The sequence below is a fragment of the Rhodocytophaga aerolata genome (assembly GCF_030503435.1).
Lineage (GTDB): Bacteria > Bacteroidota > Bacteroidia > Cytophagales > 172606-1 > Rhodocytophaga > Rhodocytophaga aerolata.
In genome coordinates, this window is record NZ_JAUKPO010000001.1 from 454,747 (window position 1) to 468,489 (window position 13,743).

The window sequence follows — 13,743 nt, forward strand, 5'->3', positions numbered from 1 at the left end:
AACAAACCTATGCTTCAAACCGGATGTTTAAAAGGATAAGTTTCAAGTTATGGCAATTTTCCGGAATTTTATTTTCATGTACGAACTTTCAACGTATAGCTGAAAAATTTACTATCATTTATTAACCAAAAACTTTCATTATTCCAAGAGGCACTCTGCTTAGCCCATAACTTCCCTTATCTTTGCAGGCTTATTCCTGACAATGACCCGTAAAACCTACCTCTCCCTCATTCTTATCTTAGGCTCCCTTACAGCATTAGGACCTTTTTCCATTGATATGTACCTGCCTGGCTTTCCGGCGATTGCCAAAGATTTAAATACGACCGTGGCAGAAGTGTCACTTACCCTTTCCAGCTACTTTATCGGAATTTCTTTCGGGCAATTGCTGTATGGCCCCTTGCTGGACAGGTTCGGCAGAAAAAAGCCTTTATATATAGGAATGATTGTTTATGTCTTGTCTTCGCTTGCCTGTGCGTTTTCTACCTCCATTGATGCACTTATTTTGCTCCGGTTTATTCAGGCAGTAGGTAGCTGTGCAGCCGCAGTTGCTTCCCGGGCTATGGTCCGCGACTTGTTTCCTATAGAGGATAATGCAAAAGTATTCTCGTTATTGATGCTGGTCGTAGGTGTTTCTCCGATGGTGGCCCCAACGGTAGGTGGCTATGTAACTGCCGGATTTGGCTGGCCCTGGGTCTTTGTTATTCTGGGCGCTATGGGAGCTATTCTGTTAGTGGTGGTTTACCTGGGCTTGCCTGAAAGCAGTGTTCCGGACAGAACGTTGTCACTACGGCCCAGGCCCATTATCTTAAATTTTCTCTCTGTGGCAAAGATTCCGGTTTTCTATACCTATTCTCTTTGTGGAGCCCTGTCTTTTGCCGGTTTGCTTGCCTATGTTTCAGGTTCGCCGCTGTTGTTTATGGAAATATTCAGTGTCAGCGAAAAAGAATACGGATGGATATTTGCCTTCCTCTCGATAGGGTTAATTGGTGCCAGCCAGGTAAATAGTCTTTTACTAAATAAATTTCCCAGCAACCAGATTATTTTCGTAGCCCTGATCGGTCAATCGGTTATTGCCTTTGTATTGATGCTGGGTACATGGCAGGGCTGGCTGGGCTTATACGAAACCATTGGTTGTATATTTATCTTCTTGTGTTGCCTGGGCTTTAATTTTCCGAATTCGTCTGCCCTCTCTATGGCTCCTTTCTCCAGGAATGCAGGCAGCGCCTCGGCATTAATGGGAGCTTTGCAAATGGGTTGTGGCGCCTTGGCAACCGTTGTACTAAGCTTGTTCAGTAATCATTCTTCGCTGCCTATGACCATCGTCATGATTAGCACTTCGCTGCTGGCGCTGCTACTTATGATTGTAGGCCGCAGGCATATCCAATCGTTTGCTTAATGCGCAATAGTCGACCAGACTAAAAATAGAAAAGCCTCTATCATAAATAGAGGCCTTTATAAATATACACTTTTGCATTATTAATTAGCTATACGCAAATACTGGTCCATAGGATGATTTTTTATAAAATATTTTTTAGTGTGTGGATGCATCAATAGTAGAAGGCAGATTAAATGAAAATTATTAAATAGTTATCAAGCAGTTGTTATAGTTATTTTCCGGTTTTACACTATTTTTTATACATTTTTTATCAGTAAAGTTAGTAAGTTGATAATCAAAGTACTTATATTTAATTTTAAAGAGATACATGACATTTTCTAGTTAAAAATATGAAAAAAAACAGCGTATTCTTTTAGCTGCTATTACCCCTAATTGCGTATGAAGCTACAAATACTCATATTTGTAGTTTATATTGAACAAACATTTATACACTTGAGCTTTGATTGGAGTAAACTAAAAGTAGTAATCTTTGATGTGGATGGTACCTTGTATACTCAGTCGCGGCTACGGAAGAAGATGTTGTTTTCTCTGCTAGGATTCTATGCACTACGTCCGTGGAGAATAAGGGAAATGCTTATTTTACATCATTTCCGGGCACAGCGGGAGAAGATGATTCATAGCCAGTATACCGATCTGGAGAATACGCAATATGAGTGGTGTGCTCAAAAAATTAATTTGCCCATAGAGGTGATAAAAAAAGTAGTCGATCATTGGATGTTCACCTTTCCGATTGCCTACTTAAAGCAATGTATGTATCCGGGTATCCATGCTTTTTTTGATGCACTACGTAAGCATCATGTTAAGATAGCTATTTACTCAGATTATAAAGCACAAAAAAAATTAGAGGCAATGGGTCTACAGGCAGATTTAGTAGTTTGCTCTACCGACCCCCAGATAGACAGGCTTAAGCCAGACCCGCAAGGGTTATTATATATTGCTAAACAACTACACGTACGAGCAGACGAGTGTTTATTTATTGGCGACCGATATGAACTAGATGGGGAGTGTGCCATACAAGCTCAAATGCCTTACCGGATTGTTGATAAAAAACCATACAAGGAATTTGATTTCTACCATCGTATTACCCAGGAAATGACCCTAAACCTAACCAAGAAATAATGAATCAAACGACTCTTACCCCATCAGACGTGGTTCCGCAGGAAATTGTATCAAGACCTGCCGGATTTAAAGAATACCTGGCTATTGCCCGGCTCGATCACTGGTTCAAAAACATATTCATGTTGCCAGGTATGCTGTTCGCCTTGCTTGTATACAGCACTCCATTAGATTTAACGTTACTGATCCGCATAATAATCGGGATTACAAGCACTTGTCTTATCGCTTCTGCCAATTATGTAATTAATGAATTTCTGGATGCAGAATTTGACCGTTTCCATCCGGAAAAGAGGAAAAGAACAGCCGTAGTAAGTGTGTTGCAGGCAAAAGTTGTGTATAGTCAGTGGGTATTATTAGCAGCCGTAGGCCTGGCTTTGGCCTATCTGATCTCCATTCCATTTCTGGCCCTGGAGGCTTTTTTGCTGGTCATGGGAATTATTTATAACGTTAGACCCTTCCGCACGAAAGAACGGGTGTATCTGGATGTGCTTTCTGAATCTGTTAACAACCCCATACGGTTTGCCCTGGGCTGGTTCATTTTTGTGCCCGTTACCTTGCTGCCAGACAGCTTATTTGATCTATCCTGGGTAATTATCCCCCCAAGTAGTATTGTAGTAGCCTACTGGATGAGTGGTGCTTTTTTGATGGCGACCAAACGGTTTGCCGAGTACCGCTTTATTAATAACCCTCAATTAGCTGGCCTTTACCGGAAATCTTTTAAAAAATACACCGAAGAAAGCCTGCTGATCTCCATGTTCTTTTATGCCATTACCGCTTCATTCTTCCTGGGTATTTTCCTGATAAAGAACAAAATAGAACTACTGATCAGCTTTCCGTTCTTCGCCTTATTATTTGCCTGGTACTTCAAATTAGGTTTACGGAAAGATTCAGTAGTACAGGGGCCTGAAAAATTGCATAGAGAAAAAAAGTTCATGGCTTATGTAGTCTTTCTGACTTTGCTGGTGATGGTGTTGATTTATATAGATATTCCGGCCTTAAACTGGTTCCTGAAAAAATCTTTCTGATCGCCAGAACCATCGTCAGCAATACCTCTTTCTCAATAGTTATTAGTTGTCCATTTTGAGCAACACTGCTCTATACCATTAAAACAAGTCAATGTTTATATTGGCTGCTTTATTAGATGCACTTTCAGACAAACGTACTTTCCAGAGAGCACGTGCCAGGCTCTTCTACTTCTATTGAGAGGTATATTCGCGAAAACATTGCGATGCTCACCTGGCTAATTATAGGGGTGGGCATCGCCGTACGATTGTTTCATTTTTTCTATAACCGTTCCCTCTGGACAGACGAAGCTTATTTAAGTAATAGCATCATCCGAATGGATTTTGTCCGGTTGGCAATCCCTCCCTTGGAGTATGAGCAAAAGGCTCCTATAGGATTTTTATGGATGTCTAAGCTTTGTGTTCTGCTGTTTGGCAAAAAAGAAATGGCTCTCCGGCTGTTTCCGCTGATCTGTGGCATTAGTTCGTTGTTTGTTTTTAAACGGGTAGCCAGCTACTTTTTAAAACCAGCAGGTCTGCTGGTTGCCATGGCTATAATAGCCATAGCTCCTCCCCTTGTGTACTATGCCGTGGAAGCGAAACAATATGCCACCGATCTGCTGGCTACTACCCTGGCTTTGTATGCATACCTGCGCTTTCATGAAAGAAAAACCATTCTTTCTATGCTGCTTTGGGGCGTATGGGGAGCTGTTATTATTTGGTTTTCTTATGCAGTTATCTTTATTCTGGCAGGTATAGCTTTCGCCCTTTCCGTGTACTATCTTTTTACCAGAGACTGGCAAAAGTTCTTCTATGGTATGCTTCCTTTTTCCATGTGGTTACTAAGCTTTGCCATTAACTACTTGTTGTTTACTCAAAAACATGCCGATTCACAATGGCTAATTGACTGGTTTGCAGGAATTAAATCCTTCATGCCTTTTCCCCCAACCTCGGGTAAGGAGTTAACATGGTTTATTACCATGCCTCTTTCTATGTTGCATTTTAGCATAGGGCTCTCCTGGCTGGATTTGGGTTACAACTACAGCAACCTTTGGAGAACTTTGGGAAGAATGCCCTGGCTGCCTTTGATCTGTATAGGACTAGGAGCATTGGTGTTTTTCCGGCAAGAGAAAAAACATTTCCTGGTATTGCTTTTTCCTTTTTTACTGGCAATGGTAGCTTCCGGACTCAAAATGTATCCTTTGTTTGAGCGGCTTTTCATCTTCCTTGCTCCTTTGCTGATTTTATTGGTGGTCCGGGGATATGAGCAGCTTATGCACCAACTGTCTGCTGTCAGGTGGAAGTATATCATTCCTGCCTTACTCCTAGTGGGGGCTATCGGCAATTCACTTCATATCCTTTTTAATCCCTCCACATTTGGTAAACATGCCAAAAACATGACCGGCAGAGCCGCATTGCTATATGTAAATGATAGAGTGCAAAAAGGAGATGGCGTGTATATTTACTGGAATTTTGAACCTATTTACCGGTATTACAAAGAGGCTTACGAGCTTAAATACGAGGCAATTGTGGGGCAAGATGTACGCCTGGCGTCTAATAACCAGATTGACTACTCCTATAAGTTGACTCCTGATATTGACCAACTGGAAGCCTATAACCGGGTCTGGCTTGTTTACCATAAATACCGGAAGTTCACCATAGGCGATTATGCTCACCAACCTGCCTGGTATTATGCCACCGACTTTCATCCCGGACAAGTGGTGTACCAGAAACTTTTAGAAAAAGGCAAAGAAGCCAACACCTTTCAAACCAGGGAAGTAAAGGTGCATTTGTTTACTTTATCAAAATAAAACATAGAAGTTGTTTAAAGTTATTTGAAATGTTATTGAAGCTTTGCTTAAACTAGATAGATTTGACCATATCTTCTTACTTTTTTGTCATTGCCACAGGGCAAAGCGCATGCTTTGAGCCAGCCTTATGTGTCATTAACAAAAAAAGTCTAGGATTCCCAAGTATGCGAATGCGAAGGGAACCAACGCAGTTGACAATGCTTCTCCGCTGCAAGCCTACGCTTGGCTCGCTGTTTTTCCGGGCCAACGCAATTTTTAATCCTTTTAATAAAACGTTAAATAAGTTCATAGTCAACTTAAGGCTGAACCATATGCATTTGTAAGGTGGTAGGCGAAGTTTATTCCGGACGGTAAATCACTTTAATCTGATTGAAAAAGTAAGTTAACATAAATAATCAGCTCACCGCTACCTATTGAAGATATTAGCTGATGAGCTGATTACGTGTATATTCAACTAAAATTGTTTTATTATAGCTAGTTAAAAACTATAGATGTATCCATTCAAAGGCTGATTTAGTTGGCAGAAGCTAACTTTTGATCCCAAATAGATTTGAGCCTGGTTAGCTGCCCGCTAGTCAGTTGGATGGCCCCCTCTTTTGAATATAGCTTCACCTGATCGTAATTGGCATCCGGAAAGAAGATACTCGTCATTACGGTTTCTCCATTGTCGGCAAATACTTCTACGGAAGCTACATCAATAAAGACCTGTAATGTTAAGGTATTGCCGGTAGAGAGTCTGGGAGCGGTTTGTTTTTTAGGAAACTCTTTAGAAAAATCTATTTTGCCAGACTTGCTACGGTCAATGTAAAACTGCTTGCTTGCTGGTTCATATCCAATTAGTAATTTTTGTCCTTGTGCATTAGAAAGCTCAATGCCCAAATCTTTGCTTTTATCAATGTCTTCTAAAGATACGGTTAGTTCGGATAAAGTTACCGGAAAGGATGCACTTTTGGTCAGGTCTACTTCTCCGTTAATTGTTTGACTCTTCAAGTCAGCAGATTCTGCTCTGATGGAACTCAACTCTTTCACTGGCTGCGAAACCAGGCGGATGCCTTGAGGAGTGTTTTTTAAGCTAAGTTCCCTGGGTAAAGTCATGGCACTGCGCCAGGTATCAGTCGGCACATCATCGGCATACAGCCAGTTACTCATCCAACCCATAAACAACCTGCGGCCATCCGCCTGCGGAATATTCGACCAGGTTACCCCAGCATAATTATCGGTGCCATGGTCTACCCATAAAGTGGTTTTGGCCGGATTATCACTGGTAAACGTTTTGCCATCGAAGTTGCCGATAAAATACTGGGTAGCCGAGCCGCCATTGGGCCCGCCAGGATTAATGCTTAATAACATTACCCACTTCTGCTTGCCATCTACAGTTAATGGAAACAGATCCGGGCATTCCCATACGCCCCCATGGCCACCATACGTTTTGCCAAATTCACTTAGCTTGGTCCAGCTGGTCAGGTTCTTGGAACCGTAAAATTCTACATGGTCGGCTACAGCTAAAATCATCACCCATTGTTTGGAGGGTTCGTGCCAGCTAACTTTCGGGTCGCGGAAGTCTTTAATACCTGGATTTTTCAGCACCGGATTTTGCTTGTATTTTTCCCAGGTACGGCCATTATCTGTACTATACGCGATGCCCTGCGTCTGGTAATCTATTTTTCCTGCTTTCTCTCCTTCGGCTAAGTGATAGGTATAAATGGCTACCATGGGTGGATTCTCTTTCGTGCCCAGGCCAGAGGTATTGTTTGCATCTACCACTGCACTGCCGGAAAATATATACCCCAAACTATCCGGATACAAAGCAATAGGCAGGTGTTCCCAGTGAATCATATCTTTGCTGACAGCATGCCCCCAGTGCATAGGGCCCCAAACCGTGCTATCCGGATAATGCTGATAAAATAAATGGTATTCGCCATTGTGGTACACCATGCCATTGGGATCATTCATCCATTTAGCCGGCGGCGAAAAGTGGAATTGCGGCCGGTGGGTTTCCTGAAAATTGTTGGCTACCTGGGTAACTTCTTGTTGAGTAGTATCCGTTTGGGCTGTTTGGGTATTTTCCTGGCTCTGGTTGCATCCTATGCATAGAAGCATAAATAGAGCAATAGCAATGTTGTATTTCATACAAATGTATTTAAAACGACTAGATGGCTTTAAGATATGAATATAGTGATCTGGTGGATATATTTTAACGTGTGTATAAACAAATCGTAAGTTAGTGAAGAAAGCGTATGCACCAGAAGCATACGCTTTACTGAACAACTATGTCTACTTTAACCTATTTATTTTCGATATAAAAAGTGATTGCATGGCATAGCCACTCTTTACTTGTAAGCTTCCTTTGTAACATTTATTGTAGTTTGATCAATCAGTAATGGATACGAACTCCTGGGTGTAAAACTGTTTGTAGAGGTTACAAAAGCTATTATACTAAATATATCACCCTCCGTTAATACCCCGGATTTTGTTGATATAAGCCTTTGGTGAAGTTTATTTCCCGCTGAGGAATAGGTAAATACTCATCCCGGCCTGCCGTGAATTTAGCTCCGTTCAGGTAAGACCTTCTTGTCTTCTCTTTAGCCAGATACGCATTCAGGGTTGGTTCGGCAATTCCCCATCTTACCAGGTCAAAGAAACGTGGGCTTTCCATGGCAAATTCCAGCCGCCGTTCCCATTGCAGGGCTTTCCTGGCATATTCCTGTGTCCAGTTAGCTGTGGTATAAGGTTTTATTAAGTAATTAGATGGATTAGTGCCATCCGCTTTCTTAGTCCGGCCTGTGCTGGCAGCAGCTCTTTCTCTCACCTGGTTTATCAACTGCAAAGCCAGTGCTTGTTGGCCTGTTTCTATATAAGCTTCAGCTTGCATGAGCAATACATCGGCATAGCGGATAATGTCTATATTTTTGGAAGTACCAATAAAAGGGCCTTCTTTTTTGTAGCAAGAACAATCGGCTAATTGCTGCTCTTTCATACTTTGGAAGAAACCATATACTCCAGCATCCCGTACCCAGCTGTTTTTAAACGGAAGGGCAGCATTGTATTTATAGGGGTGTCCATCAATGCCGATGGTATGGTCTACGCGGGGGTCGACCGTGGCCGTCTGGAAATTGATTTCGCTTTCGTTGAATGTATCGAATTTGGGTAGCCCGTTTGCATCCGTTCCGAAAGCATTGGCCAGGTTCTGGCTTGGCTGGTGAAATCCGCAGCAACCATATTGGGGCGCCCCATGCGGATAGTTTAGTCCGGTTACCGTACTTATTCTGCCTAACGAGGTACCATCATTAATGGAATACTGAATGGCAAATACAGATTCCGGTCCGTTATCAAAACCATCGAGAAAGTTTTCGCCAAAATCGGGCTGCAAACTATATTTTCCCGAACCGATCACCATCTGTGTTAAGCTAATCACTTCCTGCATTCTGGCCTGATTGATTCCAACAACCTGATGATTATCGTTCTGCTCATAGGCCTGATATAGCCGGAGTTTTGCCAGATAGGCAGCGGCAGACAATTTATTAGCCCTTCCTACTTCGGGTTGTGTTTCTGGTAAATTATCCACTGCATACTGGAAGTCTTGGGCTATTTTGTTCCATAGTTCATCGTTGGTATATTGCCTGTTTGAAGTTTCCAGAATCTGCTCATTGGTAAGGGTCTCATCTATATACGGAATGTACTTAAATAACATTTTCATCATAAAATGCGAATGTCCTCTCAAAAAACGTAACTCAGCCTGCCTGGTAGTTTTCATCGCAAAATCTGTTTCAGATAGATTATTGAGAGAACGCAGGGCAAAATTAGCTCTGGAAATAGCTCTGTAGAAATTCTCCCAGGTATAGGGATGAAAAAATCCGCCGCCCTGTTGTGGCTGTGTCAGGTTATATTGTTCGTAGAAGTTAATATCTTCCAGGTCGGCTACCCCGCCGCCACCTTTATACGAATCGTCGGAGCGGACACTGCCATATACCCACATGCTGGTCATAGGCCCAATCATTTCATCGTTGCCGATGCCGGCATAGGCGGCTGTTACCAGAGCTTCTGCATTTTGTGCGGTGGTTACACTTTCGGAGGACAAGGCCCCTTGCGGTTGTGTTTCCAGGTAATCTTTACAAGAGCCCAATGTGAGCAGGCTGATCAGAAGGGAGCTATATATAAGTTTATTTTTCATGATGGAAAGCATTAAATGGGTTAGAAAGAAACATTGATACCGGCAGTAAAAACTCTGGGTACTGGAATAGTATTTACATCTATCCGCTCTGGATCTGGCCCTTTAAAAGAATTGCTTTTTACCCAGAATACATTATCAGCCATCAGATACACCCGTAACTTTTCCATGCCTCCAATTTTGCTGATAGCTGTGGTGGGCAGGCTGTAGCCCAATTGCATGTTCCGAAGCTTAAAATAGGAAGTGTTTACGTTGAAATAGTCAGAGGGACGGGTCTCGTTGTTGCTGTCAGATAAGGTTAAGGCCGGCACATTAGAAGTGGGGTTCTGTGGTGTCCAGGCATTAAACACGCCAGGGCCAACATTATCTCTGCCCCGGATAAAGTCATTGTAGAAAGTATAGGGGTCAAAACCTGTTCTGCCGGCTATACCAGAGCCGAACAGGGAGAAGTCAAAGTTCTTGTAGCCCAGATCTACCCGTACGCCATAGTTGAAAGCAGGCAGGGTGGTTCCATAAAACTCCTGGTCTAAGGCATTGATGATACCATCGTTGTTCAGGTCTACATACCGGATTCTGCCGGGGCCTACGCCTACTTGGGTGGCATGAGCATCTACTTCTGCCTGGCTCTGAAAAATACCATCGGTGCGGTACCCAAACAGATCCAACTGGGAATGGCCAATAATGGTGGTAATGGCATTTCCGGCAAAGGCAGACCGTACTTCTTCTGGCAGCACTGTAATTTTATCTCTGAAGCGGAAGACGTTGGTAGATACACTGTAAGTAAAATCTCCTTTAGGCTTGCCATAATAGGCCAGAGAAAATTCCCACCCTTTGTTGGTCTTGGTGGCGCCGTTCACAAACTTTAACTGCCCCTCGCCTACCGCTGAAGCTACCGGAGGTTTAATCAATATATCTCTGGTTTCTCTGGTAAAATAGTCAAACGAACCTACAATGCTTTCGCCGAAAAAGCCAAAGTCTATCCCTACGTTTACCTCATCGGTGGTTTCCCATTTCAGTGCCGGGTTAGCTCCCTGGGTAGATACAAAGCCAGAAGGAAGGTTACCTGAATTTATTCCACCCAGATCATAGGCCGTTCCGACGTTCCAGTATTGGTCAAAGAAGCCATTATGCCCGTTGGGTACTTGCGAGGCTCTGGTGCCATACCTGGGTTCAAACAAACCAAATCTGGCTACGTCTCCAATATCCTGGTTACCAATTCTTCCCACGCCGGCTCTCAGTTTCAGGTTGGTTACAGGCGTAAGGCTTTTCATGAATGCTTCCTTGTCAAGTCTCCAGCCCACAGAAGCAGCCGGGAAAAAACCATACCGGTTCTCTTCTCCGAATCTGGAGGAACCATCTCTCCGTAGGGTTACGGCCGCCAAATAGCGGTCTGAGAAGGCATAGTCGATGCGGGCAAACTGGGAGAGCAGGCGGCTTTGCGTAGCATTTCCGGCACTGTTGGCATTGCCAGATCCGGCACTGATAACAAAAAAGTCCTCGGACTGTACAGCAAAATTCTCCCGGTAAGCGGTTAGGTCATTCAGGTTATCTCTAATAGCTTCGATACCTGCCAAGAGGTTAAATCTGCTTTCTCCTACATTGAAATTATATCTGGCGGTATTGGACCAGGTTAAACTGACAAACTTATTGGTATTGATTGTTAAGCTGTTGAGTGAACGGGCGATAAAGCCTTCTTTATAGGATTGTTCTATATTTTTATTTGTATATCCGGCAATATCTGCTCCCAAAGAAGACCGCAAAATCAGGTTGGTTACCGGCTCCACTTCCGCATATACGTTACCGAAAATGAATTCTCTTCTGGTATTATCCCATTTATTAATATCCTGCATATGCAAAGGATTGTTGCGGTCAGAATAACCTGAGCCCAGGGGCCCGGCATACCTTCCATCCGTAGTATACACCGGAATGGTTGGGGCCAAGGTAATGGCCAAGCCAGGGGTTGGAGCACCACCCAGATCAGTTGCGGCCAGCGTTTCTTTGGAAGAAACCAACTGCGTGTTTACGCCCAATTTGAGGCGGTTATTGAACAGTCCAGTGTAAGCATTGATGCGGCCGCTGTACCGGCGGTAGTTGGTGAATTTCAACATACCGGAATTGCTCAGATAACCAAAATTCATTAGCAGGGAAGAATTCTGGGTGCCACCAGAAACGGTTACATCATTAAAGGTAACATAGCCGGTTTTGTATACTTCATCCTGCCAGTCGGTATTGCCAGCTGGAGTAAGCGGATCGCCTCCAACCAAAGGTTTCACAGATACACTATTGAGGACCGGGTTGTTAAAATCGTTATTCCAATCGAAATTATATATTTCCCCGTAGCCGGAAGCCGGATCTACCCGGTCGTTGACAGATGCTTGCCAGAGTGCCCGGCCACGGTCTACTGAATTGAGCATTTCAAACCGCTGCGACTTTTCGGATTGGGTGGAAATACTGGAGTTGAGCTGTACCTTCAGCTTACCATCTGTATTGCCTCCGTTATTGGTGGTAACAATGATTACACCATTCGATGCCCGGGAACCATAAATAGAGGCCGAGGAAGCATCTTTTAATGCCTGAATAGATTGGATAGTACCAGGATTTAAGCTCTGAAATACCTGCGAACGCTTAGTAGGAACTCCATCAATAATATACAAGGGATCAGTATTTCCTAACGTGTTTACGCCACGTAGCAGAATCCTGCTATTATCTCCGGATGGCGTACCGGTTTTTTCAATATATAAACCAGGTACCCGGCCTTGTAATGCCTGCATCGGATTGCCAGAACTGGCAGTAGCATTTTGAATGGGTGCTAACTCTACTACGGCTACTGCACCAGTCAGGTCTTGCTTTCTGGAGGTAGTATAACCTACTACTACTACTTCGCTTAGGGCTTTAATATCAGGGGCCATTGCCATATCAATAATTGATCTGCCGTTTATGGGCACTTCTTCCAGGGTGTAGCCAATAGACGAAAAAACCAGTGTAGCATTAGCATCCGGTACTTGTAAAGTATAAGCACCATTCACGTCCGTGGTAGTTCCGATAGTGGTCCCTTTAACCAGTATGTTGGCACCAATCAGGGGCTCGTTGGTTTCCGATTCAGTCACTTTTCCGGTAACTGTGAAGGTAGTCTGGGCATGCACACCTATACAGGTGCACCAAAGCCAGACTACCAGGAGTACGCTTTTTTTCATGGGTTAGGAGTTTAAAGTGTAAGTGGATAAACAAGTGTTAGAGAAGCTTCCGGTAGGGAGAAGCCTCTGCTCACTAGAGGAATCTTCTCTGTTCGCAAAAAACTGTTGAATTAAAAGCCTCAGATTAACCAAGTGATCGGCTCTGAAAGCTGCTTTTCTTAAGAATAAATAGATGATTTCATCAATGCGTGCGTAAAGTGTTCTGGCACTTCCGGTGTTGCTCCGCGTTGGGTAGCTACATAGGCGCCGGCTGCACAAGCATACGAAAGCGCCTCAGATGGTGGCATTCCCAGCAAATACCTATGTAAATACATCGCCAGGAAAGCATCGCCACTGCCAATGGTATCTTCTACAGTTACCTGAAAACCCGGATGTTCGGCGTATCCATCTCTGGTTATCAGCGATGCGCCATTTTCGCCTCTGGTTACTAATAGCAATTGTTTATTAAACCGTTTGAGCAGATACTCCATGCTTTCTTTTTCCTCCAGATTCTTCCCAAACCAGCTCATAATTTCTATCAATTCCTGGTGATTCATCTTCACAATGTCTGCCTGTTCCAGGAGTTGCATGACCCCTTCTGGCGTGTAATGCGGCGGCCGCAGGTTTACATCAAACACTTTCAGTCCGGCAGCAAGCGCTAAATAATTCATCAGGGTTTCACGGGTGGTTTTATGGCGGGCCGCCAGGCTTCCGTAAATGAATACCTTACTTTTCCGGATACTCTCTGCCAGTTGCTCATCATAGGATATAAAATCCCAGGCTACCGGCTCCACAATTGTGTAGGTTACATGTAATTTGTTGCTGACGTTCGCTTCTACTACCCCTGTTTGATGAGTTTGGTCTTGCTGTATTAAAGCTGTAGGAAGTCCTTTTGATTCTAAAAAACCAGTTAGCTCTTTGCCAAAAGCATCTTTTCCAACACGGCTGATTACTAAAGGAGCATGTCCATTATAAGCTAGATGAATAGCCACATTCATAGGGGCTCCACCTGGCATAGCACCATCGGGTAATATGTCGAACAGGGTTTCGCCGAAGCAGATAATTGTTGGGTGCATAA

Annotated in this window: 8 protein-coding genes; 4 read left to right on the plus strand and 4 right to left on the minus strand. The window is 43.5% G+C overall.

All coding sequences use genetic code 11. The annotated features are described in order from the left end of the window. The first annotated feature begins 202 nt into the window (after positions 1–202). The 4 genes from Q0590_RS01825 to Q0590_RS01840 all read left to right on the plus strand — a co-directional run bounded on the left by Q0590_RS01825 (position 203) and on the right by Q0590_RS01840 (position 5,324). Positions 203–1,396, plus strand: a complete 1,194-nt coding sequence (locus Q0590_RS01825; protein WP_302035767.1) for a multidrug effflux MFS transporter — start codon at positions 203–205, stop codon at positions 1,394–1,396. Between the two features lie 378 nt (positions 1,397–1,774). Beyond that, positions 1,775–2,515: an HAD family hydrolase gene (locus tag Q0590_RS01830; protein ID WP_302035768.1), complete on the plus strand. Its 741-nt coding sequence runs from the start codon at positions 1,775–1,777 to the stop codon at positions 2,513–2,515. Then, on the plus strand, positions 2,515–3,537 hold the full coding sequence (locus Q0590_RS01835; RefSeq protein ID WP_302035769.1) for a UbiA family prenyltransferase: 1,023 nt from the start codon (positions 2,515–2,517) through the stop codon (positions 3,535–3,537). Before Q0590_RS01830 ends, Q0590_RS01835 begins: the two co-directional genes overlap by 1 nt. A 116-nt stretch (positions 3,538–3,653) precedes the next feature. After that, a complete protein-coding gene (locus Q0590_RS01840) occupies positions 3,654–5,324 on the plus strand; it encodes a glycosyltransferase family 39 protein (RefSeq protein WP_302035770.1) in 1,671 nt (556 codons plus the stop codon). A 513-nt stretch (positions 5,325–5,837) separates the two neighbouring features. On the opposite strand, the gene Q0590_RS01845 is transcribed toward Q0590_RS01840, so the two are convergent. From Q0590_RS01845 to Q0590_RS01860, 4 genes are all read right to left on the minus strand, one after another. Next, a complete protein-coding gene (locus Q0590_RS01845) occupies positions 5,838–7,454 on the minus strand; it encodes a glycoside hydrolase family 32 protein (protein WP_302035771.1) in 1,617 nt (538 codons plus the stop codon). A 325-nt stretch (positions 7,455–7,779) separates the two neighbouring features. Then, positions 7,780–9,495, minus strand: a complete 1,716-nt coding sequence (locus Q0590_RS01850; RefSeq protein ID WP_302035772.1) for a RagB/SusD family nutrient uptake outer membrane protein — start codon at positions 9,493–9,495, stop codon at positions 7,780–7,782. Positions 9,496–9,515: 20 nt separating this feature from the next. After that, a complete protein-coding gene (locus Q0590_RS01855) occupies positions 9,516–12,686 on the minus strand; it encodes a SusC/RagA family TonB-linked outer membrane protein (RefSeq protein WP_302035773.1) in 3,171 nt (1,056 codons plus the stop codon). Positions 12,687–12,844: 158 nt separating this feature from the next. Further along, the gene (locus Q0590_RS01860) at positions 12,845–13,741 is read right to left on the minus strand and encodes a carbohydrate kinase family protein (RefSeq protein WP_302035774.1); all 897 of its coding nucleotides are present in this window, start codon (positions 13,739–13,741) and stop codon (positions 12,845–12,847) included. Positions 13,742–13,743: the final 2 nt, after the last annotated feature.